General features: G+C 66.2%; 23 protein-coding genes. 5 read left to right on the top strand and 18 right to left on the bottom strand.

The window, feature by feature from the left end; translation table 11 throughout:
• Positions 1-699 precede the first annotated feature (699 nt).
• From AB0E78_RS33205 to AB0E78_RS33240, 8 genes are all read right to left on the bottom strand, one after another.
• Positions 700-930: a hypothetical protein gene (locus tag AB0E78_RS33205; RefSeq protein ID WP_361840546.1), complete on the bottom strand. Its 231-nt coding sequence runs from the start codon at positions 928-930 to the stop codon at positions 700-702.
• Positions 931-935: 5 nt separating this feature from the next.
• On the bottom strand, positions 936-1,373 hold the full coding sequence (locus AB0E78_RS33210; protein ID WP_361840549.1) for an HK97 gp10 family phage protein: 438 nt from the start codon (positions 1,371-1,373) through the stop codon (positions 936-938).
• The gene (locus tag AB0E78_RS33215) at positions 1,334-1,756 is read right to left on the bottom strand and encodes a DUF6093 family protein (RefSeq protein WP_361840552.1); all 423 of its coding nucleotides are present in this window, start codon (positions 1,754-1,756) and stop codon (positions 1,334-1,336) included. Before AB0E78_RS33215 ends, AB0E78_RS33210 begins: the two co-directional genes overlap by 40 nt.
• Positions 1,749-2,117, bottom strand: coding sequence for a hypothetical protein (locus tag AB0E78_RS33220; RefSeq protein WP_361840555.1), 369 nt, complete (start codon positions 2,115-2,117; stop codon positions 1,749-1,751). The genes AB0E78_RS33215 and AB0E78_RS33220 overlap by 8 nt, the downstream gene beginning before the upstream one ends.
• 94 nt (positions 2,118-2,211) lie before the next feature.
• Positions 2,212-2,703 (bottom strand): hypothetical protein, encoded by a 492-nt coding sequence (locus tag AB0E78_RS33225; protein WP_361840556.1) that lies wholly within the window; start codon positions 2,701-2,703, stop codon positions 2,212-2,214.
• Positions 2,704-2,763: 60 nt separating this feature from the next.
• Positions 2,764-3,630, bottom strand: coding sequence for a hypothetical protein (locus AB0E78_RS33230; protein WP_361840559.1), 867 nt, complete (start codon positions 3,628-3,630; stop codon positions 2,764-2,766).
• On the bottom strand, positions 3,627-5,828 hold the full coding sequence (locus tag AB0E78_RS33235; protein ID WP_361840561.1) for a PrsW family intramembrane metalloprotease: 2,202 nt from the start codon (positions 5,826-5,828) through the stop codon (positions 3,627-3,629). The genes AB0E78_RS33230 and AB0E78_RS33235 overlap by 4 nt, the downstream gene beginning before the upstream one ends.
• Positions 5,829-6,225: 397 nt before the next feature.
• Positions 6,226-7,101 (bottom strand): hypothetical protein, encoded by an 876-nt coding sequence (locus AB0E78_RS33240; protein ID WP_361840564.1) that lies wholly within the window; start codon positions 7,099-7,101, stop codon positions 6,226-6,228.
• A gap of 208 nt (positions 7,102-7,309) precedes the next feature.
• Here AB0E78_RS33240 and AB0E78_RS33245 point away from each other — a divergent pair, with 208 nt between their 5' ends.
• Positions 7,310-7,741, top strand: a complete 432-nt coding sequence (locus AB0E78_RS33245) for a transposase family protein (RefSeq protein ID WP_361840566.1) — start codon at positions 7,310-7,312, stop codon at positions 7,739-7,741.
• Positions 7,742-7,787: 46 nt separating this feature from the next.
• Here the strand turns inward: AB0E78_RS33245 and AB0E78_RS33250 are convergent, their stop codons facing one another.
• From AB0E78_RS33250 to AB0E78_RS33270, 5 genes are all read right to left on the bottom strand, one after another.
• On the bottom strand, positions 7,788-7,964 hold the full coding sequence (locus AB0E78_RS33250) for a hypothetical protein (RefSeq protein WP_361840568.1): 177 nt from the start codon (positions 7,962-7,964) through the stop codon (positions 7,788-7,790).
• A 214-nt stretch (positions 7,965-8,178) separates the two neighbouring features.
• Positions 8,179-10,191, bottom strand: coding sequence for an ABC transporter ATP-binding protein (locus tag AB0E78_RS33255; RefSeq protein ID WP_361840571.1), 2,013 nt, complete (start codon positions 10,189-10,191; stop codon positions 8,179-8,181).
• A 26-nt stretch (positions 10,192-10,217) separates the two neighbouring features.
• Complete coding sequence (locus tag AB0E78_RS33260; protein WP_361840574.1) at positions 10,218-10,898, bottom strand: exonuclease domain-containing protein; 681 nt, start codon at positions 10,896-10,898, stop codon at positions 10,218-10,220.
• A complete protein-coding gene (locus tag AB0E78_RS33265) occupies positions 10,895-11,944 on the bottom strand; it encodes a phosphotransferase (RefSeq protein WP_361840577.1) in 1,050 nt (349 codons plus the stop codon). The genes AB0E78_RS33260 and AB0E78_RS33265 overlap by 4 nt, the downstream gene beginning before the upstream one ends.
• Positions 11,945-12,002: 58 nt before the next feature.
• The gene (locus tag AB0E78_RS33270; protein ID WP_361841225.1) at positions 12,003-12,890 is read right to left on the bottom strand and encodes an aminoglycoside phosphotransferase family protein; all 888 of its coding nucleotides are present in this window, start codon (positions 12,888-12,890) and stop codon (positions 12,003-12,005) included.
• A gap of 459 nt (positions 12,891-13,349) precedes the next feature.
• Here AB0E78_RS33270 and AB0E78_RS33275 point away from each other — a divergent pair, with 459 nt between their 5' ends.
• Together AB0E78_RS33275 and AB0E78_RS33280 are read left to right on the top strand one after the other, a co-directional pair.
• Positions 13,350-14,726 carry a helix-turn-helix transcriptional regulator gene (locus tag AB0E78_RS33275; RefSeq protein WP_361840580.1) on the top strand — a complete coding sequence of 459 codons (1,377 nt, stop codon included), beginning with the start codon at positions 13,350-13,352 and terminating at the stop codon, positions 14,724-14,726.
• A complete protein-coding gene (locus AB0E78_RS33280; protein WP_361840583.1) occupies positions 14,668-15,369 on the top strand; it encodes a 2'-5' RNA ligase family protein in 702 nt (233 codons plus the stop codon). Before AB0E78_RS33275 ends, AB0E78_RS33280 begins: the two co-directional genes overlap by 59 nt.
• Here the strand turns inward: AB0E78_RS33280 and AB0E78_RS33285 are convergent.
• On the bottom strand, positions 15,344-16,081 hold the full coding sequence (locus AB0E78_RS33285) for a helix-turn-helix transcriptional regulator (RefSeq protein WP_361840586.1): 738 nt from the start codon (positions 16,079-16,081) through the stop codon (positions 15,344-15,346). The two genes, AB0E78_RS33280 and AB0E78_RS33285, sit on opposite strands and share 26 nt — an antisense overlap.
• Between AB0E78_RS33285 and AB0E78_RS33290 the strand changes: the two genes are divergently transcribed.
• A complete protein-coding gene (locus AB0E78_RS33290) occupies positions 16,080-16,889 on the top strand; it encodes a leucine-rich repeat domain-containing protein (protein ID WP_361840587.1) in 810 nt (269 codons plus the stop codon). The genes AB0E78_RS33285 and AB0E78_RS33290 overlap by 2 nt on opposite strands.
• A 172-nt stretch (positions 16,890-17,061) precedes the next feature.
• Here the strand turns inward: AB0E78_RS33290 and AB0E78_RS33295 are convergent, their stop codons facing one another.
• The gene (locus AB0E78_RS33295) at positions 17,062-18,609 is read right to left on the bottom strand and encodes an ISKra4 family transposase (RefSeq protein ID WP_361840590.1); all 1,548 of its coding nucleotides are present in this window, start codon (positions 18,607-18,609) and stop codon (positions 17,062-17,064) included.
• A gap of 44 nt (positions 18,610-18,653) precedes the next feature.
• Complete coding sequence (locus AB0E78_RS33300; protein ID WP_361840592.1) at positions 18,654-19,193, bottom strand: hypothetical protein; 540 nt, start codon at positions 19,191-19,193, stop codon at positions 18,654-18,656.
• A 134-nt stretch (positions 19,194-19,327) separates the two neighbouring features.
• Between AB0E78_RS33300 and AB0E78_RS33305 the strand changes: the two genes are divergently transcribed.
• On the top strand, positions 19,328-19,651 hold the full coding sequence (locus AB0E78_RS33305; RefSeq protein WP_361840595.1) for a hypothetical protein: 324 nt from the start codon (positions 19,328-19,330) through the stop codon (positions 19,649-19,651).
• A gap of 24 nt (positions 19,652-19,675) precedes the next feature.
• Here AB0E78_RS33305 and AB0E78_RS33310 read toward each other — a convergent pair whose 3' ends face one another.
• A complete protein-coding gene (locus AB0E78_RS33310) occupies positions 19,676-20,689 on the bottom strand; it encodes a GNAT family N-acetyltransferase (protein WP_361841228.1) in 1,014 nt (337 codons plus the stop codon).
• Between the two features lie 298 nt (positions 20,690-20,987).
• The gene (locus AB0E78_RS33315) at positions 20,988-21,590 is read right to left on the bottom strand and encodes a DinB family protein (RefSeq protein ID WP_361840598.1); all 603 of its coding nucleotides are present in this window, start codon (positions 21,588-21,590) and stop codon (positions 20,988-20,990) included.
• Positions 21,591-21,728: the final 138 nt, after the last annotated feature.

Consider the following 21,728-nt stretch of genomic DNA (forward strand, 5'->3'; position numbering starts at 1 on the left):
TGAGGGACAGGCCGCCGACAGGCCAGCGGCACAGCGCCGTCCTGCAGTGCTGGCCCCGCCACCAGCCCAAACCCTTTTTCAGGGGCAAGTAGCTATGACAGCGAGCTGTGCTGGCTGCGCACCGATCACCACGGCACTCGCACCCTCGGTCGGACCCAGCACCTCGGAGGACGGCACCTATGGGGCGAGCACCAAGCGCCTCGTTCAACCGAGTCTGACGGACAGGCCGTTGTCAGTGCCGGTGGGGCCAAGCCGAACGATGAGAGGGCTACGCACCATCGGTGGCGCTCAGCCTGTACCGCTGAGTGCTGGTCACGACCCTCTCGGCGGAAGCAGCGGTGTCGGTGCCATCGTCAGCATCCAGCTCGCGCGCCCACACATCCACTCCCGACACGTCCGGCGAGTGCCTCCATGCGCCAGACATTGTCCGCTCCAGGAAGGCGCGTCGCCCCCTGTCGGCCATCCACTCTGCCTGATCCGTACGGCCAGCTACCGATGTCAGCTGATAGACGAGCTCCGCGTCTTCGGAGGAGTCGGCCAGCGGAGCGCCCCCTACCGATCCGCCCAGCGGATACAGCACGGTGTACGGAACCTCGGCGGGCTTCCCGTTCACCAGCGGCAACTTCCCGAGGCCGCACGGACGCCCCGTCGCTTTCGCGATCATTTCCTGGAGCGCCTTCGACACTGGCGCTCGGTCGATCACAGGTCGCCTCCGGCAAAGTACGCGGCCGCGGGCCCTTCGACGCTGAGCACCCCGTACCGGCACAGGCCGAGCGCGTCCCACTCCATTACCCCGGGCGTGGTCAGGATCGACAGGCTCCGCTCCCCGTCCTCATCAAAGACCTCGGCGACCACGATCGCTCGGGCCAGCAGCCCCCGTTCGTGTTCGGCGAGCACACCCGCCAGAGCGTCCTCAAGGCTATTGCTCATGTCGCTCACAACGCCCCCGAGACCGCGTCGCGAAGCTCCCGCACAAGGAGCGGTCCGAAGGCGTTGGCTGCCGGCCCCAGGTGCGGGAACGGGGGCTGGTTGTAGTGGCGGCCGAGACTGTCGATGCCGACGAACCCGAACTCCAGCCGCCTGCCCTGCGGAGCATTTGTACCGACCTCGCCCACGATCACGGGCCCGGCCCGGTGTACATCGGACTGCCACGATGCCCGGTACTTGCCGGTGATCACTCGTGGGCCGGGCCTACCGGACGCATTGCGCTGCACCTGCACCACCAGTGCCTTTGCACCGTGCCGCATAGCGATCTCCGCCGCGGACACTGCCGCCTTCCCACCACGGTCCAGCGCGGCTGCCAACTGGGATGGATGCTGAAAGGTTCCGCCGCTCACAGCGCCACCAGCGTTCGGTTGTGCTCCTCCAGCCACACGGTGCGCAGCACCGGGAACGACGACACTTCACCCAACGCCGACACCCGGTACGTACGGCCGACGGCTTGCTCGTCGCGGGCTTCAACGATCAGAACAGTGTCGTTCTCCCGTACCCCCGGCGCCGCAAGAGGCAGCAGCAGCCGGTAACCGGCACGCACCTCCTGGACATACGCACCGTCCTGCCCCGAGCCCTTGCTGCGGATCCGCTCCTGGTGCGCGTAAAGCCCCGCCTTGTCCTCGTACACGATCATCGGTGGTGCCGGTACAAGGTCACCGGTCCCCGGATCGAGCATGTCGTCACCGCTGCTTCGGGTGACCTGCACCTTGTCCGGCATCAGATGGCGCTCCGCAAAGCGGACGAGCCCGGATTGGTCAAGCACCCGCAGCCCACTCCCTCAGCTGCGCCAGCATCCCGCGGGTCAGCTCACCCGGCCGCCCATCCAGATCATCTCGGTCGAGAACAGCCTCATCGAGCCTCTGCCAGTCCACCGCGTCAAGGAAACCGACCACGACATGACGAACATCGGCGGGCTCCACGACCACCTCGGCCAGGCCGTCGAACTCGATGCCACGCCAGCCCTGCTGGACGTACAGGGTGACCTCGGGCCCTTCGTCGACGGTCTGCGTGATCCGATACGCCTCCACCGCGGAGGCGACATCGTGCCCGTCGATCTCGATGACCGCAGGCTCATCCGGGCGGGCCGCGATCCGAACGCGGCGGGGCTCCAGGTACGTGCTCATGCCCTCGACAGTAGGTGCGCGAAGCGCAGTTTCCTCCCCAAAGCGGACGCAGCCGAACGGCAGCAACCGGCTTCGCCTCAGTGGGCGCTGCTGTTCACCGTTCGCGTCGGATCAGAGAGTCGTAGGCGCCGAACTGGGGGAGGGGCTCCCAGTTGCTGGTCATGTCGATGCCTCGACGGTTCTCGCTGGAGACTTCGTCTCCCACTTCGACCTCTTGTACCGCAACTCCGTCCGGAGTGAAGTCGTACGACTCCATGCGCCAGGCGTCTGCGTAGCCGCCACGCTCCTCGGAATCCCCGTAATCGTAGATCCTGACCGTCTCCAAGAAGAGCGCGCCGGTCATCACCGTGAAGCTGTAGTGCAGCTCATCGCGTCCGAGATTGTCCATGAAGGTGACCGCCGTGAATCCCGTCTCCAGACGGATCTCCACACGGAGTTCAGGCGACGGGGCGCCAGTAGCGATCAGGACGGCCGTGTACAGATCCCCTGAGGCGTGCCGAACTCGGGCTTGCTCCGGCGGTAGAGGGTCCATGGGCTCCTCGGCGAGGTTGTTCCACTCCTCGCAGTAGGTCCAACTGCCGGTCACTTGCCTGAACCACCTTTGAGGAATTGTGTCCGTGTGCGCTGCATATGGGCCGAACGCGAGTTACCAGGGCAGGGGTTCGGGCCGCCGGTACCACCACCAGCCCAGCTGTGCACTCTGCGACTCCGGTCCCAGTAGCAGCTCCGCCAGCAAGCCCTGCCGGTCCTCCGAGGTGAGTCCGACATAGGTGCTGTCCAACTGCTGAAGACCCTGTTGAAGTACCGCCACTGCGGTAGGAGGAAGCTGGCTGGGGAAGACCTCGAGACCGTCCCGTGCCGCGAGCCGCTCGCAGTACAGATCCGGGGGGCACCAGCCGGAACCGGCCCACCCTGATGCCATATGGCTGACGAGCTTCTCCCACGCTCCAAGGTGATCTGAAACTTGCCACTCCGGACTCCCCGGGGTCAGGGACTGCGCAGGGATCTGTTCGTCGAAGCTGTCTGAAATAGGGGTGGGAATCTTCAACTCCCTGACAACTTCCGGGAACCTCACGACTCGTACGTTCGGCAGTTGCCGGACTGGGGATTCGACGGCATCGATGCGGTAGACGGGCGCCTCGTCGTCGGATTCGTAGAGGCGCGCCCGCGTGAAGTGCTGTTCGGGGGTGGCCGCCCAGTAGGCGCTCGGCAGGTCCTGCTCGGCAGGGAAGAGGACCACTGCCCCGGTTGCAGCAGCGACTTGCTGTGCCAGCGCCGACTCCGAGGGAGGATCTGTGACGGACTTCTGAGCGTAGATTTCCAAGGCCCACGACAGGCTCCCGCGAAGCGTGCTGTATTCACACGACACGGCAGCTTCCCAGTTCCGCAGGTCGGGATCGCCGAGGGAGTCGGCAACGTCCACATCCCGAACATTGATGTTAAATGCGGACGCCAGGATGGTTGCGAGCTTGGCTGGTTCTGCTGCATCCGTAACCAGCAGATTGTACATCATGGCATGATCCCGTTGTAGATCTTCAAGGCTTTTTCAATGGCTTCAGGGTTCTCTACGAACTTCGGATCTCTCGCGAGTCGGGGGGATGCCGAAACGTCACCGCGAGCTCGGGCAATTTCCCTTAGAGCCCCATATTCAACCCTGTTCAGATTCACTATGTTCGCCCCACTGTCAGGGAATACGGTCCCGCTCTCTTCCACCCCGTAGGTGCGGCCATTGATTTTGTAGCGCGACAGGCTCTTGACCCACTCGGCTCGCCCTGCCGCGATACCTTCAATGTCCTGCGCCACCTCCCGCTCGTGGCCCCGCATGATGACGCTGTTCTTCGTCTTGGCCGTGCCAGTGCCTGAGCCCGAGACGGTATGCCGGGAATGAGGGAAGCGTAGCTCCTTGCCCGCAGCGATGCCGTCGATGTCGTCGCCCGCCTGCCAAGACTGCCTTCCTGGGCTCGAGCCAGAGGTTCCCCCGTTGGACTCCGATGGCATGGCGTCGCTGCTGCCGCCCTGACTTCCGTTCGCCATAAGGGCAATACCAGCCACGCCGAGGGCGCTGACCTCGGCGACTCCCAGGGATCCTGCCGCGCCCACGGCCACTCCGCCGCCGGCCAGGGCCAGCCCGGCGGGCGGGAAGAGCATGAGGAGACCGAAGAGCGCGAGGATGGTGAAGGCGATCCCCAAATACAGGTCAAGGTCCTCCAGGAACGCCAGGAGCATCGCTGCCGGACCGGTGGCATCCCCGTCCAGCGGCTCGCCCTGACGGTAGTGGACGAACAGCAGGAGGCTGCCGGTCGCAAGCGCCCCGGCCGCCGCCCACACACGCAGGCGTATCAGCGCGACGATCTCAGCGAGCGGCTGTTGCCTTGCCTTACGCCAAGCGCGCAGCAGGAGGACCAGTTGAAGCAGCGTCCAGGCCAGGGCCGCGATGCCGAACCACAGCAGGATCCGGGGGCCGTTGCCGGTCGTGAACCACTTCTGCAGATCCTTCGTGGACGTGAATGAGCCCACGCCGAGGAAGAGCAGCGACGGCAGCATCAGGATCAGCGGAATGACCATCATCGGCCAGCGCCGCCGCCAGGGCCGCAGGTGGCGTGCCGACTTGAGCAGGCTGCGCACCCGGGTCTTCTCCCAGGCGCCCTGGTGGTTGGAGGCGTTCATCCGTGCCGCGGTGGCTGCCACTGCGGCGTGCAGTGACTGCAGGCGGTCAGGCGGGACGCGCCCGGCGGCATAGCAGAGGGACCTGCGCATGCGGGCGAACCGCAGCGCGATCAGCAGACTCCACGGCACGCGCCAGGCCGCGAACCCGCCCAACGCGCCCAGTCCGGTAAGGCCCTCGCGCTCAGCGTCCAGCAGGATGGCGGGCATGGCTTGCCGGCCCCGGCGTATCGCCGTGTAGTCCAGGGCCATGGCGAGCACCAGACAGACCAAGGGCGCCCACTCCAGGACTGCGTCGGGGAACCTGAAAAGAGTCTTGGCCCACCCGGCTCCAGCCGACCCACCGCCGGTGTAGTTGAACAGCGCGTGGTGCCCGATCGCGTACACCAGCGGCAGCAGGCCCAGCAGCCGACGCCAGCCACGGGCCCGCAGCAACAGCGCCACGCCCAGCCCGTCGACGGCTCCCCAGACCAGATGCAGATTGATGCCCAGGCTCGTCTCCGTGAAGCTGAAGTCCAGCGTGCCGAGCGAGTTGGGCAGCCACGTGCTCAGCACAGTCGACCAGTCGGGAATGTAGGGAGAACCCTTGCCGATGCTGCCGATCCCGCCTGACAGCATCCAGCCCCCGCCACCCGGGAGCGGGAAGGCCCGCTGGGCATCCAGCATGTGCGAGAGCAGGACCTCCAGCAGGCCGAGCCCGGCACCGGTCGCCGCACCCAGAACGACGAAGTCGGCAAAGCCCAACTGAGAGCGGATCTTCAGGTTCACCCCCGCCAGCACCAGCGGCGCGATCTGCGCGAGTTCCTCGACGACCGGGACGAGGGTGTAGGAACCGTTCCCCATCGCCTCGGTCAACGACTGGCCCGGATGCGAGACGGCGGCACGCGCGTAGAAGTACTCGATGAGCACCGCCATCACACCACTGCCGTACACGCCGACCGCAACCGTCACCAGCACAGTGGTGAGTTTCAAGGACCGCACCGGCGAGGCCAGCAAAGCCAATTGCAGAACACCGTATATCGCCGCGGCCGCCATAATGAGCGTCACGCACAAACCCCCGATTGCCAACAACCAGCACAAGCCCCAGGAGGCTAACAGCACGCCTTACAGCCGCGAATGGCTGGCCCCTGGCCCGCCGAGAAGAGGCTGGATGGCGCAGGGCGTATTCCTCGTGGGGCCTAACTCGCAGTAAATGGCCCGCTGTTGCAGAGCATTCAGGGAAATTCCGCCCATGCGCTCACATCTGGCGAGATATTGGATACGATCACTCGCCTCGACGGCAGATGAGATGACGCCGTGAAGGGTGGGTGAAAAACACGCACGTCGCAGATGGCACAGGGTTCGGAGGAGTTGAACCCGCCATGCATTTGCCCGAGCTTCACTGAAATGGGCAGCCAGCCCAGCTGCCACACGAGACCACAGCAACAATCGAGCACGCTGCTGGTCACGGGCCGGGCTTGAAAAATTCGGCCACAGGTAGATAGTGGTGCCACCGCTGCTTAAACACCGTCAGGAGAGTAAGTACCCCGGCAGCGGAAACCATCGTCGCCGCTGCCAACTCGGGCAAATGCAAGAGTGATACCGCGACGGGGACACCAGCTACGACCACCACGGATACCCCGACACGCAGCAGCTCCCGATCCCGAACCGGAGAGAGCCCGGTCAACGAAGCAGCGGGAAGCAGCGCGCCAACATGCCCCGCCGCGTACTGCTCGGCAATGGTGGCCATGTGGCCCGCTAGCTCCTCGAGTGCGTCGCCCGGCTCGCCCGAGTCGAGTTGAGACTCCGCAGCGCGAAGTTTCGCCACAACCTGGCCGGCATGCCGACGCAGTTCCCCGCGTCGCGGGAACTTGCGGGGAACAGTCCCGCGTAAGAGGTAGGCACGCTGGACGCACTCCTCCACGATCCGCAGCGAAGCCGACACAGTCCGCAACTCCTCCGTGCGCCGTGAACCTCCCGCCCGGTGAGCCTCGGCGCATGCCTTGATTGTCTCTGCGCAGTGCATCACCACGATGCATCTCCGGGTCCAGACGAACGCCTCGCGAGTGGCACCTGCGACGAACGACAGGAAGGCAGCCCAGACGATGAAAGCGACGACGGCAAAGGGCCCAGGGCTGAGATTGCCGCTGAGGACCGCCCCCGCCAGATACACCAGGCCCGTATCAACCAGGAAGGCCACCGCGACTACATGCAGGGTCGCCCAAAGGGCAGTACCTACACGCCGGCGAAGGGTGGCACGAACAGGGAGGGGGAGCGGCCACCAGTCAAAATGCAGACGATCCAAAGAAGTTCGCAACTCGGCAATCTGCTTGTCGGCCACACGCCGCACCCGGTTGGGTCGCCACCGACCTATGGGCTCCGTGATCGTCATGAACTGTGAGGATGCCACGGCACTTCCGTGCGAGGGACCAGCTTCGGCACACTGCGAAGCGACAGGCCATCAAGACACGGGCATTGCTCATAACCCTCTCTGCCCGTTCCGTCGCAGCATGCCTCCCCAGGCAGCCCGCTGGCTAACGAGCTCGTGAATGGTTGGTGGTGGCGCGTCGAGAGCCGCGGATTCGCTGCATAGTTCACTTTCGCGGACTGCTTGCCCACGCAGCGGTCTGTTGGTGGGAGAGGAGCCCGGCGGCGGCTTGGACGATGACCGATGCCGTGCTCGACCCGGATGCGGCGAGTCCGGCACCAAAGACGCCGTCGGCCACACCATGACGATCGCCGACGGCGGCTACCCCAGAACCGGACTCGTGATGCCGCACCGTCGCCGGGCCGGCGAGGAACTCGCCGAGTGGAAACAGGAGCACAACCGCTCACACAAACAGGTCCGGGCCCGTGTCGAGCATGCCTTTGCCCACATGGAGACCTGGAAGATCCTTCGCGGCTGCCGCCTCAAGGGCGACGGCGTACACCACGCCATGCTTGGCATCGCCCACCTACATAACCTCAGCCGTGCGGGTTAGGCAGCTGCACACGTCACGTACACCGAAGATCATTGCGGGACAGCCCTTAGCAGGCGCCCGGCGTCCTGATGGATACGCGGCAGCACATGCAGGCAGCCGCGTCATCGACAGGCCTGCCGCGCGGGTGCGTGGTCAGCAGGGTGCGCAGCCTCGGTTCGTAGGCGATGAGCCGTGGCCCCTGGGTGGGGTCGAGGCGGTGGATCGCGGTGCGGAACGCGATCACCTCACGACGGAGATCTAGGTCGGTGCGGACAATCCGGATGTCGATGAGTCCTTGGGGAGTCGAGACGCGCCAGGAGCGTGCCCCGCTGAGATCCGCGGGCAACGGCCAGGGCGCCAGCGCGCCAATGTGCGCCTTGGCCCATTCGGCTATCTGGGCGGGTATCGGAGTTGGGGGCGCGGACGGTGGCTGGCGAGATCGGGGGAAGCGTGGGGGCTCATGAGCGTGTGGTGGACGAGGGGGTGTCGGACTGGGGCGGGCGCGGTGAAGGGACCGGCGCGCTGTTGGAGTTCTGCTCGTTATGCTGAAATTGGGCGGCCTGCAAGTTGTACAGCTCGGCGTACAGCGACCCGTTTTGTGCGAGGAGTTGGTCGGGGCTGCCGGATTCGACGAGGCGGCCTTCATCCAGGACATGGATGAGGTCGGCGTGCCGCACCGAGGCGAGTCGATGAGTGATCAACACGATGGTTTGCCCTGCATCAGCCAAGGCTCGAATTTGACCGAATACCTCCAGCTCAGCGCGACTATCCAGCGCCGCGGTGGGCTCGTCCACGATCAACAGATCACCGGCTCTGTACGCTGCTCTGGCAATCCCCAGACGCTGCCATTGACCGCCGGAGAGCTCCACCCCTCCGCGAAAGCCACGCCCGAGCAGGCTGTCGAGTCCGCGCGGCAGCTTCGCGATCATTTCCTGAGCTCCCGCATGGTCGATCGCGCCCTGAAGCCGGTCGGCGTCCATGGGGAGTTCGGGGCGGCCGATGGTCACGTTGACGCGGGCGGTGAAGACCCATCTCGTGAAGTCCTGCGCCACCATGGCGATCCTTGACGTGAGCTGCCTGCGGGAGGCGTGTGTGCTGTCCACGTCGTCCCACAGGATTCGCCCGGAGCTGGGCTGGTAGAGCCCGGCCAGCAACTTCACCAGGGTGGTCTTGCCTGCGCCGTTGACCCCGACGAGCGCGACGATCTTGCCGGTGGGGATGGTCAGCGACACATCCTTCAGGGCCAGTTCGCCTTCGCCGCCTTGCCCAGGGTATGTGAAGGACACGTTCTCGAAGCGGATCTCATTCACCCGTTCAGGAAGATCGACGCCCCCGGACGGGATGGCACGCCGGTCGGCCTCGGTGACCAGACGCTCCAGATCGGCGACGTGCAGGGCCTCTCTGTTCAGGGAGTTGAGCTGGTTGACCAGTGTTGTCAGGCTCGCTGCCCCGGTGCGAATGCCGATGATGGCCGTGCCGGCCACCGCGAGAGCCATGGTCCCGGACCACAGCAGAGCGCAGAGGGCGCCGTAGGTGGCAGTGGTGGCCAGCCCGGTCCAGGCCGAGGCGATCAGCACGGTGCGCCCCTCCTGGTGCGCCACGCGGTCCTTCTCGGCCTCGGCCGCCTCCGACATGCCGCGGAAGTGCTTGAGCAGGAACGGGCCGACTTGGTGTACCCGAATCTCCGGTGCCGCCTTCGGATCAATGATCATTTGACCGATCTTCTGGCAGGCCCGGGAGTGCTGGACCCAGGCCTGGAAGAGGCGGTAGCGGCGCTGAGCGGTGACCAGAGCGGACCAGCCGCTGGGCAGCGCCATCAGCACGAGCATCGGCATCAGGAGCGGGTCCAGCACGGTGAGCACGCTGAGCGCGGCCACGAAGCCGAGCAGCGCGTTGATGACCTGGGTGCCCATCTTGATGCAGTAGCGGGCTGAGATCGCCCCGTACTGCGCGGAGTCCAGCAGGCGATGGAACTCGTCGTCTTCGATGGCCGCGAGTTCGACTTGGCAGGCCCGCTCCAGGTATGCCTCAGTCGCCCGTCGCTCCGCTTTGGGTTCGAGGCGGCCAGTCGCGTACGTGGACCGTGCCCGGCACAGTGACGTCAGCACCGTGGATAGGGCGATGACTGCGAGAGCCGGGGCCGCAGCCCGGGCCCGCTCCTGCAGGCCGGCACTGGTCATGACGTGCGCCAAGGTCGCGTTGACCGCGAGGAGGGCGACCACGCGGGCGATGCCCTGGACGAGCTCTGCCCCGATCAGCTGCCGTGTGGCGCTGCGGTCGGCGGCCCAGGCGAGCCGCAGGACGGTGGCCAGCTGCGCGGGCAGCTGCTTGATCATGCTCCTGAAGCTGATGTTGAGACGAGCCTCTTCGTGCCGTGACCACCCCTGGTCGTAACGCAGCGGCCCGCCGAACAACAACTGCTCAGACTCCGAGGTCTCCGTTGCTTCGATGCCTGGGTTTCGCTTCGCCATAGGGGCTCCTGACACGGGTGGCGGGGCTAGGGCAGTTCGAGCTGTGCCGGCTGGGTGGCGCGCGGCGTGCGGCTGGCCACGCGGACGAGATCGTGAAGACTCGTGATCGCTCGGGGACGCGCGGCCGCGGTGAGCAGGCGGCGGAAGAGTTCGGCGGTCACCGTGACGTCGTCCATGGCTCGGTGCCGTCGGGCGGGCTGGGGAATGCCGTGATGGGCGAGGAGCGCGTCGAGATCATAGGCAGGCAGACCCGGCAGGATGTGCTTGGCGAGGAGCCGGGTATCCACGATCCGGGTCTGGGCCAGGTGCGGGCATGCGGCCCGGTAGGCGTACAGGATGTTCGCCTCGGGCGGGGCATGGTGCGCGACCAATAGCGTTGGAGTTGTCGGCAGGATGGTGTCCAGAGCGCGTAGCGCGGCTCTCGCCGCGGGGGCTTCTGCGAGATCAGCGGATGTGATGCCTGTCTGCGCGGTGTCCCGGATGGTGAGGGGCGCGTGCTGGGGCGGGCTGATGAATGACTGGTAGGAGAGGCCGTTGGGCATCGGTCCGCGGCCGGGGACGTGCTGTATGCCGAGGGCGGCGACCTCGATGGGCTCTGCTGGATAGCCCTTGGGAGTCGTGCCTTCGAAGTCCATGACCACGAAGAGCACGTCCCGGAACTGTGGATCGTCAGCCAACCGCTCGCGGTACGGCGTGGTGTCGGTCATCGGTGGTCTCCGGGCTGGTTGGCTGAGGTCCTGAGCGCGTCCTCGAGGTCGTCGAAGTCGTCGAGGAGGCGGCGGATGCTGATCTGCCGGTCCTGCCAGTGCTGCTGCAGGTCGGCCTCTGCGTCGTGCGGCAGTTTGTACTCGCCGGTGGTCGCTCCGTAGAGGCTGAAGAGCATGTAGAGAATCGCGATCCGTACGCACGCCAGGACATCGCCCAGGGGCAAGCTGGGGTTCTCCGAGCGGTAGGCGGACACCATTGCCGTCGCGCAGGATGCCCACTGGTCGCTTGTAGCGACGGTCCGGGGATCGAATGCGGCGCGCCCCAATTCCCACGCTGGGAAGGCTTTCGCGCTGCGAAAGTCGATGATGCCGGTGACGACATCGGTGAGCACAAGAATGTTGGGTCGGGTGATGTCCGCGTGGAGTGCCTGCTCCACCAGGTCCTCTGGGAGACCGGTCCGGAGCCGGTCGACGTGCTGGGTGAGGTGGTGGCGACGCTGGTCGAGCTGCTCACGCAACTGTGCCAGATCGTTGTGCCCGTGCCGTCTGGCCATGGCCAGCACGGCGTTGCACCTGGACAGGGCATCTTCGATGGTTCCGGTTCGCCACCGTGATTGCTGCACGAACTTCGGGAGGGGATATGCGGCCAGCACTCGGTGCATGCGCCCGAGGACCATTCCGATGTGCTCCGCGCGGGCGACGCTCATGGCGGTCGTGGCCACCCGGCCGGGGGCCTCGTCGGTCACAGCCCACGCGCTGCCCTCGGACAGGGCGACGAGATCGCCGTCACGGTCTGCCCACGTCTTGGGCACGGGGAGATCGGCTGCCCGGCAAAACTCGGACATGTCCAGGGCCGACCGCGCTGCATCCAAGTTGGCCGTCGACGCGTACTCCTTCACGAAGAGCCGCCGCCCGTCGGATGTCAGCACCCGCCGGTTAACGGTGTCCGTGCCCATCGGCACCCGCTCTACCGTTTCGACCGTGATCTCGTACCGCTCAGCGAGCACGTCAGCCGTAAGTTCCTGTTCCCAGTCCGCCTCGTCCATACCGCTCACCAGCTTCTGAGGGGAGCAGAGCGACGGGCGGTGTAGGGGGTGAAGACGCTCATCGCCGCGTGCCCCTCCGCCTGTGGCCGCTGTGCTCGGCCTGAAGATGCTGCAGCATGGTGTGGGCTTCGTCGACGGATTCGATGTCGTGATGCTCAAGGCCCCAGCGCAAGGCGCTGACAGCGTCGAGCGCGGCGTACGCGGAACACGCCTGGTGCTCTTCGACGGCGAGCGTGCGCCCGTACCCCACCTCGAACGCTGCTTCCAGATCGGGCCGGCCGCGCAGGATGCGATAGCTGAGACGTGGGAGGTCGCGCCACGCGGCGGACTCGATGCAGGAACGCTCGAAGTCGATGATCCTCAGCCGTTGTTCAGCCTGGTCCCACAGCCAGTTGCGGGGCATGAAGTCGCCGTGCGACACCACGCGAGGCAGCTTCGCTGGCGTGTCCTTGGTGAGCAAGCGGACCATCGCCGTGTCGTCGGGTGTCAGGTACAGGGCGGTGCTGGCGAGCATTTTCTCGACGCTTTCGTCCCAGCGCACTGTGCTCGCGACTGGCTCAGAGTCACCTGGATTCGCGGCGTTGAGCCGGGAGAGGAGCATCCCTGCCTGGCCGTACGCCTCCTGCTCTTCCCTTGCATCTAGCCGGAGACTTCGGACCGGTTGGCCGGGGATAGCGGTGATCACGATGCCGCGGGCATCGTCGTCCACGGCCTCCAGCACTGGGGACCGGTCTGTTCCGAGTGAGCGGTTCCATCCCTGCTGATAGGCGTGAGCTTCACGGCGATGCAGCTTGGCCCCTGGGTTCTGCTTGGCGAACAACCGGCGCCCGTCTGCGCCTTCGATCTCCCACACGTCGGGACGTCCGGCACCGGGCGACGAGTGATCGGCGATGATGTGGAAGCTGCTGGTCACCGACGCCACCAAGCGGTGCATCGTCTCGGGCATGTCGGCCACAGTGATGCGTCCTCCTGTAAACGAAACCAACCTGCGACACCATGTGTGATCAGTCGAACGCGTACGGTGTTGTGCTGTGGGTGTGCAGCTTGCCAACTGCCACTGACAATCCCGCCCGAGCGGCCTCGCAGCGAGACGATCAAGCGCAGTGCCGTGAGCTCTGTTCCTTGCGGTGACGGGACATCAAGAATGTGGCGAAAAACCCGCGTTGGCACATCCGCCTGGTGATATCACCGACGTGATTGCGTCCAACGAAGATCCTGACCAGAATCTCGGCCCTGGTGGGAGGCAGCAGTGGCACACGAGGACGACCGTCGATGTACGCAGTGCGGCAGCCTGCTGAGCCGCTACAACGAAGACGCGCGCTGTGCCGCCTGCTCCCGGGCAGCCTTCGTCGCCGAGCCCGCCCCGCCTCTGAGTCTGCCGGACCACGTATGGGAGGACGCGGCAGTGACCGCGGCTCTGGCCGACTGGGACTTCGGTACAGCGTTCCGTCTGATCCGTCGAGCTGCGTCCCTCCGGCAGGAGGACATGTCGGTGATCACGGGCCTGAGTCAGTCGTTTCTGTCCACGCTCGAGTCCGGGACGCGGCGGCTGGTCAACATTGACAAGATCATCATCGTCCTTGAGCGACTGGGCGTCCCCGCGCACGTCGCGCCAGCCCCAGTCCCGGGATCCGCCACTCACAACCCACTCCAGGCACGTGGGCCGCAGCCCACGCTGATTCCTGCTCCCGTGTGGGAGAGCCCGCTCGACATTGCGAAGAGATTGAACGCCACCACCGCCTCCAACACCGACCCCGCCACCGTCTCCATCCTGGAACAAGGCGTGGCAGATGTCGTCGACCGCTACGAGGCCGAAGGCCCCCACCGCATCGCCCCCGAAGCGATCGATCTACGAAAATTCATCCAGGACCGACTGGACGGGCGGCAGCCACCGCGCCAGCGCGAAGCCCTCTTCCGGCTCGCCGCGCAAGCCTCAGGGCTGCTCGGTTACATGGCCGTCAACGCTGGCCGTGAAACCGTCGCCGAGGCGTACTGCAAGGAAGCAGAGGAACTCGCAAGAGAAATCGCCGACCTTGAGCTGATCATGTGGATCCAGGGCACCCGATCACTCAACGCCTACTATGCGGGCCACTACGACCAGGCCGTCCAGTGGGCAGAAACGGGTCTCGCCATCGACGCAGCTCACCCACAGGCCATCCGGCTCCAGTCCAACGGGCTCGCCAGAGCCCTGGGGAAGGTCGGCGACCGCGGCGGTGCCGAGCGAGCGATCGCAGTAGCCGAAGACCTGAGCAATCGGCACACCGTTCCCGTGGGGCTGACCTCCTGCATCTCCTTCGAGCCCTATGGGCTGGCCCGGACGCTAGCCAACGCCGCGACCGTGCACGTCGCACTCGCCAACGCCCCACGTGTGCTCGGGTATGCCGATCAGATCGACGAACTTGTGGAGCAGTCCGACTCTGCCTGGAGCCAGGCCCTAGTCCGCTTAGACGTCGCTACCGCGCTCCTGGCGGGTCCGCGCCCGGACGTCGAGCACGCCATGGTCCTGGGCCGGCAAGTCCTCGAAGCTGGTGGTGGGCCACCCATCCGCTCCGTAGTCCAACGTGCCGGTGAACTCTTCGCTGGAGCTGCAGACTGGCAGGACCTGCCCGCGGTACGGGAGTACGGAGACGCCCTCCGCTCCTGGCAGACCGAACCTCACACGAAGGACCTGGCGAAGTCTGCCAAGATGGCACGCCCGACCGAGCAGACGAGAGGGGTAGCGGATGCAGCTCACGGTCGACCCGCGCGTCTTTCCTCCCAGCCCTCCGCGCGACATCGATGACGCGTCGATCATCGCGGAACATGACTGGGCAGCCTTCGGCGCCGTCGAAGAGATGACCAACCACTGGGACCGGCCAGGATGGACCGCTACCACCCGCGCCTACTACTGGCTGCTCACCTTCGCCGGGGTCCCCGCACTCACGAAACACGCTCGACGCTGCCAGAGCGCACTGCGTCATCTCGGCTTCGACAACATTCCCGAAGACGGTCTGCACTTGACGCTGGGGCGCATCGGCCACGTCGACGAAGTCACCACGGGGCAGCTCGGCAAGCTGATCGCCGCCGTCTCAGATGGCGGGCCTGACGCGTTCAACATCCAGGCTGTTCCGCTCACGGCATCCCGCGGGGCGATCCGATACAGCATCGCCCCTTGGACCCCTGTGGTGCATTTGCACGCGGCCCTCGCCGCGGCCGGTACCGCGTCCGGGCTGCCGTCGCGTAAGCCGCCATCGATTCTGCGCCCGCATCTCGGTATCGCTTACTGCAACCGCCCCATGCCCGCACGGGCTGTCCGGGACGCTGTACGGCCTCTGCGTAACCTCGCATCAGTGGACGTGCCCGTTCAGCGGGTTCAGCTGGTGGCGCTCCGGCGCGAAGGGCGCGCCTACCGCTGGGACGTCATCCACGAGTTGGAACTGCGCTGAGGAAACTCGCCGGCCTCACCTCGTGCGACTCGTCGAGCCACCCATAGCGCCAGCCTTGCGTCACGAGGTGCGCATTGTTTTCGGCACCCACCCGGCCTCGCAACAGCTTCAGGCGGGCCTTCGCCGTGTCCCGAGAGATCCGGCAAACGTCGGCGATCTCCTGGATTGACGCTCCGGAAGCGACCAAATGCACCATCTGAACCTCGGCATCGCCCAAGGTGCGTGCGAATACTGCCCGTTCGCGCAGCGGTAGCTGCCGGGTGCGGTACGCGGTGTGGATGAGGGGGGGGCACGCCCGCTCACGCCGGCCCGGCGGCCCACGGCCTGTACCTGTGTTCCGAGCGTGCCGGTCGTGATGTCCAAGTCGAGGGCCGCGCTCGCGCTGCTGGCGCCGGTCGCAAGTTTGGCGAGGATACAGATGTGGGCTGGGGTAAATCTGTCGGGAGCAGTGCTTGGGCGTCCATGCATGGGCTGTTTGCCCCTCTCTGTTGCCTTCTGGGCTGCTCCGCATGATCTGTTCGTTCCGCGGGGGAGAGCAGTCGGTAGAGCGAGGTGGGTGCGCAGAGTGAGTAATGTGGAACGTCACGTAATTCCCCATCAGGAGCATCAGCTTCCTCAGCCAGACGTTCGAGCACGGCGGTGGGTGCCGCTGGTTCCCTCGCCTGAGTAATGTGTTCGCCGCCCCTTGGCGATCTCCGTATCTTGGCGCCATGACGGACGAGGGCGAGCCGAGGCTCTATGTGAACCGCTGGGGCGACACGTCGGACCCGGCCCCAGGCCGGCGAGGGTCCTACAGGGACACCTGCTCGTGCTTCGACCAGTCCAGACCTCATCCGCGAGCCCGAGTCGGATTCCACGTCGAGCGGCAGGACACCTCCGCCCCGGGCTGGCAACACCTGCTGGACCTGGTGGACGAGGCGGTCGCCGATGGGCGGGAAGAGTTCCGTCCTCTCACTGAGCTGAGCCCGGAAGAGCGGCGGCAGGTCATCACACTGCCGCCGGGCATCGCCAGGCTGACGGCGGTCAAGCACCTCGTGCTCTACGGCAGCAACCTGGTCCGTATTCCGCCGGAGATCGGGGCCATGGCCAGCCTGGAAGAGTTCACCCCGTACACCTCCTACCGGCTGCACTGGTTCCCTTACGAGATCACCCGCTGCCGGAAGCTGACCCGCAGCACGGTGAGCACGCGCGCACTGTTCGGCAACTACAAGCTGCGACCGCCCTTCCCGAAGCTTCAGCCCGCTCCGGGCTCCGCTGCGGACCTTGATCTCGGCACCAAGGATCCTCGGCACCGGGGCGCCATCGCCACCCACAACTGCAGTGTCTGCGACCGCTTGGTCGAGCAGTGCGGACTCCATCAGGTGTGGATTTCGCTGCGCGTTGCCACTGACGTACTGCCCCTGCTGGTCAGTGCCTGCTCATCGGCATGTGTCGCCGCGCTGCCTGATGGCGCTCGCGATTACATCCCTACTCCGCACAGAGGTGGCCGAGTCGACCAGCCGGCATCCGACTGGGACTGACGAGCCCAACCTCCCCTCCCCCTCCGGCCGCCGGAGAAACGACCACGATCAGGTGCCGATTGCTCGAACGTCTGGGCGGGGAAGCTGACGCTGCCGGTGGGGAAATACATGACCGTCGACAAGTGACTCGTAGTCGAGGATGGGTGTGGCTCTCTTGTAGGGATGTTCCTGATCAGGCCGTGAGGTCGTAGCTGTGCTGGTCAGGGGTGGGGTAGAGCCGTTTGTGCTCGCGGGCGAGGTGAAATGCCCAGTAGGTATGAAAGTCGCCGTTGTCTGCCAGGGTGCGGAGTTTGAGGATGGCCTCGGCGCCGTTGAGGCCCCAGCGGGCGCCGGTGATGTCGAGGCGGTCGCCCACGATGTGGCGGCAGGCACCTTCGATCGCGCCGGTGGCGATCGGCCGGCCCGCCGCCAGGGCGGTGTCGTAGCGGAGTTGGTCAAAGTGGCCGGTGAGGTAGCGGACGCAGGCATTGGCGCCCTCGCGCCGAGTGCCATGCAGGCCGGCCCGGTTGGCCTGGGTGGTGATCTCAACGGCGGCGCGGTCGGCCTGGCCGTGGAGGATCGTGGTGAGGTGGCCGGCCACCCAGGCTTCGGCCGCCGGGGTGCCGGGCTTGTGAAAGCAGTGAGCGGCGTCCCAGATGTACTCAGTCACGTGCACGAAGTCGAGCAGGATGTGCACTTCGATGTCCCGACGGTCGGCTTCGGCCTGGATCAGGTCGAGTTGGTGGCGGGCGCCGTCGACCAGGATGACCCAGTTGCGCAGGTGGTCCCGGTCGCGGGCGACGGCCTGGTCGAACGCGGCGGCGATGACCTGTTCGGGCGGATGTATCAGGGAAGCGGTGAGCCATTTTCTCTGCGCTCTCGGCCCGGAGCGAGGCGTCCGGGCGGTGGCGTTGCGGCCCTCGGGCGGGGCGATCACATCGTGCGGCCGGCGCGGTGCCGGGTCGGAATCGAAGACGCAGGCCAAGGTGGCCATCCGCTTGCGGTGCGGCTTCTCGCCCGGGGCGAGCCGGGTCCGCAGAGCATGCTGAGCGTTCAGATGTGCTTTGCGCGTCGCGGGCCGCAGGGCCTCGGGCCGCATCACGACGCCCTTCCCGTCGACCTGCATCACGAGTGCGGTGGAGGCAGTCGAGGGGAGAGGGATCGTGCCCCGGTAGAAGTCGTCGACATCCGCCGCTGCCGCGATGACCAGTTGTTCGGCCTGCCGTTTGCCCAGCACCTTCCCGCAGCGGCCGTCGATCGCTCTTTTCGCCTGGTCGTATGAGCCGCGGACGGCTTCGAGCACGGCCAGGCGACGCAAGCCGAAGGAGTGCCGGCCAGCGGGCAGCGAGAGCTCGACGTCAGTGGGATAGACGTTGATCAGTCCCTTCTGCCGCCAGGCGGTCCGCGTCACGGTGACCGTGCCGAACAGACAGGCCAGTTTGCGAGAATGCCCCAGCTCACGGTGCGGACGGACCAGCCCGTCCGCACCCCGGACCACTTCCGTGTCCGCAGCGGGGGATCGTTCCTGGATCTGGTCCCGCTCCCGTGCGGCGCGGAGATCGAAGTGGTCCTGCAGCAGCAGCCGCAACAGCTCCCGGCCCCTGACCTCCACGAGTTCTTCCAACTCGTGGTGGGCCAAAGCGGCCGACTGCGGTGCTGCCAGCGTGCCTGTCAGGCATTCGAAGGCCCTTGCCGAGGCGGTGAAGGAGTCGATGGCATCGAAGGTGTCGTACGGTTTCACCCGGCTCTTCTTTCGCCGGTTCGGATCGGTTCGCACCTTCGAATCTAGAGAGAAGAGCCTTTATCGTTCCGCGAGTTCACCGATTCCCCGCCCGGCCCCGGGTGAGCCGGACAGAACCGTCCGGGCTGGTCCTCGATCAGCCAGCCACGCTGCACCAGCCGTTTCAGCTTGCCCCGCGTCCCCTCGATCTTCCCGGTCACCGCCGGCAGCCCGATCCGGGGCACGATCTGCTTCGCCTGCATCGGCCCCGCCGCGTCCGCGATCACCTCCACGATGTCCCGATACACATCCGGCAGGGCGTCCGCCGTGAGACCCTCCCGCCAGTGCGGCACCATGATCGCCCCCACCACCCGCATCTCGGGTGCCACCGGCTCCTGCGGCGACATCGCAGCCTCGGCCGGCGCCTGCCCGGACAACTCCGTGATCACCTCGGCCACCGTCTCCCGAGTGATCCGCAGCCGAGACCACGTCTGCTTCTCGCCCTCGAGTCGCGCGGTCAACCCCGCGATCTCCGCCTCGAGTTCCTCCACCCGGACACGGCCCGCCGCCTCCCGCGGCTCTAACTCCTCGATCAACGAGCCCATCGCCGTCCCCCTGCCTCTCTACAGTCGAGATTAGGAGACCTGACGACCATCAACCACAGGCAACAACAACGTGGTTACCGCAACAGCAGCCGCCGCCCCGTTAGTCTCACCGCACCGAGATCAAGGAGGACCGGGTGCTTGAGGGCGTACTCATCGCCGAGAGTCTGCGCGTCGGAGCCGAGCTGAGCGGGATCCCGCTGCAGGTCACCAAGATTGCGCGGATCGAAGTTGCCACCACGGCTGCTGACCAGCCACGACAATGGACCCTCCTAGACTTCACCGCTCCAGAAGCCGAAGCCGAAGCCGAAGCCGAAGCCGAACGCCTCGCCCAGCACATGGCCACCTGCCTCGCTCCGACGGGAGGCTGGTACGTCAACTACAACACGGCAGCCGAGGCATGCGTGATCTTCCCCGGCAAGGTCTTCCGATACCCGCGCCGACAAGCCGAAGCAGTCTGACCACACGGTGAATTGCTCAGCAGATCAGAAGGGCAGGCCCCGCAGGTCCACGCTGGTGGTTGGATGAGGCAGGTTGGCCAGGTCGTAGATCATGGTTGTCAGTGGCGAGGTTCGTGCGCCGTCGGGCTGCTGGAGGGTGGCGGGCACGGAGAGCCGACTCCATCCCAGCTGCGTGTAGAGCGAGACCAGGGCCGGGCGGCAGAGCAGGATCACCGTGTCGGCGCCGGCCGCTCGTGCGTGTTCGACCGCCACGCTGATTACCGTCCGGGCGATGCCCTGGCCTCGATACGCGGGGTGCACCAGCACATCGCCCAGCCCCGCGGCGCGGCGCGGCAATCCGTCGAAGGCCATGTCCCGCAGCAGCCATCCCGCGGAAGCCACCGGCCGGCCTTCGGAGACAGCAGTGAGGGTGTGCTGTTTGTCAGCCCACACCAGACCGGGCCCATCCAGCCCGAAGGGGTCGGGCAGACCATCGCGGAGTGCGGCTTTGTCATCCGGAGAACCGGGTCCCATCGCAAGGTTCATCTGAAGGTCCGCACCACCGTCGTCCGCCACGTGCTCCGCAGCGGCGCGGTCAAACCGGTAGCGCAGACAATGCAGGCCACTGGACTGGACAGTCCCGTCCGCCTGGGCGCCCAGGCGGCGCAGTACCGCGATCGAGGCCGTATTGCCGGGCAGGACGAACGCGGAAACGGCAGGGAGCGAGAGGCGGCGAAACGCCAGGTCCAGGCACGCACGGCCTGCCTCGCCGGCGATCCCACGTCCTTGGGCCCGTGGGTGCACGGCGAAACCGAGGTCAACTCCGTGCTGGGCCCGATTACGCAGTCCCACCCGGCCGAGAAACACGTGCGTTGCCGCATCCCTGACCGCATAGTCGCCGTATCCGTGTCTGGTCCAGTGGGCGATGTGGTCGTCGCACATGGCCTTGGCCGCAGAACGACTGTCCGCCCGGCCGGTCGCCAGCCACTGCATAACGCTGGCCTGACTGACCACGGCCTCAAAGAGATCGTCGCTGTCCCCACGGCTGATCGGCTCCATCACAAGCCTCTGGGTACGCAGAACGGGTCCACTCAACAAGGCCACTCAGCAACTCCTCTCGACCAAGGACTGAAGGAGCGTACCCGGCGGGGCCGGGGTGAACAGGCCGGACTTCGCGCACTCCCGGGCCTCCTCCAACCAACCGTCAACTTCGGCCAGTTGATCCTCGGGCTCATCCACCCGCACCCGAGCAGCCGCCTCCCGGGCCTCCAACTCCTCGAACAATGAGCCCATCCCAGTTGCCTCCTCCACCGCCACAGTAGATAGGGACTCATTCATGCACACCCTGACCAAGCGTCTATGGCGAAGTCGAGTGCCGATCCTTTTCCGCAGCTGTTTTGGCAGCTCGCTCGATCTTCGCTCGGTGGGCTTCCCAGAAGGGCGCATCGTTCTGTGGAACCGAGTATCCGGCTGTTGTCCCTGTCGAGTTGTCGAGCTGTTCACGCAGGATGTCGGCGTGTCCGGCGTGCCGGCTGGTCTCGGTGAGCATGTGGAGCAGGATGTTGAACAGCTTCACGTCAGGCCGTGGCCACCAGGGCACGCGGCCGGGGGCGTCTATGGCGAGAGCGGTGATCGTCGCGTCGGAGTGCTCCCAGACGCGGCGGTAGCGGTCGATGATCTCTGCACGTGTCTCGTGCTCGGTTGCCCACAGGTCGGCGTCGCGCTCTTCGGCGCTGTCCCACAGGGGCAGAGCTTCAGGGAATGGCCGGTCGAAGACTTCGCCGAAGTACCTGGACTCCAAGATCGACAAGTGCTTGATCAGGCCGAGAAGGTTGGTACCCGTCGAGGTCAGCGGGCGACGCACGTCGTACTCGCCAAGCCCGTCGGCCTTCCAGAGCATCACCTCACGCATCTCTCGCAGATCGGCCTGCAGGCGCTCTTTCGCGAAGTCATCAATCACGGGACCCGAGCCTGCCATACGCCGCTGCCGGGCAGCTCACGTTCCCTTGAGAAGAGCCGCACCCGTCGAGGATTGCAGAGGGGCGCGCAGGTCCCGAGGGCCCTTCTCTGGACTGGCATGCGGCAGCGCGCACGCGGT

The organism is Streptomyces sp. NPDC032198 (assembly GCF_040636975.1).
Lineage (GTDB): Bacteria > Actinomycetota > Actinomycetes > Streptomycetales > Streptomycetaceae > Streptomyces.

Coding starts and splice junctions, on each gene's coding strand:
- AB0E78_RS33310 (WP_361841228.1), bottom strand. CDS start 20,689: ATGGAGCCGATCAGCCGTGGGGACAGCGACGATCTCTTTGAGGCCGTG.
- AB0E78_RS33230 (WP_361840559.1), bottom strand. CDS start 3,630: ATGATGTACAATCTGCTGGTTACGGATGCAGCAGAACCAGCCAAGCTC.
- AB0E78_RS33270 (WP_361841225.1), bottom strand. CDS start 12,890: ATGCCCGAGACGATGCACCGCTTGGTGGCGTCGGTGACCAGCAGCTTC.
- AB0E78_RS33205 (WP_361840546.1), bottom strand. CDS start 930: ATGAGCAATAGCCTTGAGGACGCTCTGGCGGGTGTGCTCGCCGAACAC.
- AB0E78_RS33290 (WP_361840587.1), top strand. CDS start 16,080: ATGACGGACGAGGGCGAGCCGAGGCTCTATGTGAACCGCTGGGGCGAC.
- AB0E78_RS33220 (WP_361840555.1), bottom strand. CDS start 2,117: ATGAGCACGTACCTGGAGCCCCGCCGCGTTCGGATCGCGGCCCGCCCG.
- AB0E78_RS33245 (WP_361840566.1), top strand. CDS start 7,310: ATGGTTGGTGGTGGCGCGTCGAGAGCCGCGGATTCGCTGCATAGTTCA.
- AB0E78_RS33255 (WP_361840571.1), bottom strand. CDS start 10,191: ATGGCGAAGCGAAACCCAGGCATCGAAGCAACGGAGACCTCGGAGTCT.
- AB0E78_RS33265 (WP_361840577.1), bottom strand. CDS start 11,944: ATGGACGAGGCGGACTGGGAACAGGAACTTACGGCTGACGTGCTCGCT.
- AB0E78_RS33300 (WP_361840592.1), bottom strand. CDS start 19,193: ATGGGCTCGTTGATCGAGGAGTTAGAGCCGCGGGAGGCGGCGGGCCGT.
- AB0E78_RS33285 (WP_361840586.1), bottom strand. CDS start 16,081: ATGGCGCCAAGATACGGAGATCGCCAAGGGGCGGCGAACACATTACTC.
- AB0E78_RS33260 (WP_361840574.1), bottom strand. CDS start 10,898: ATGACCGACACCACGCCGTACCGCGAGCGGTTGGCTGACGATCCACAG.
- AB0E78_RS33280 (WP_361840583.1), top strand. CDS start 14,668: ATGCAGCTCACGGTCGACCCGCGCGTCTTTCCTCCCAGCCCTCCGCGC.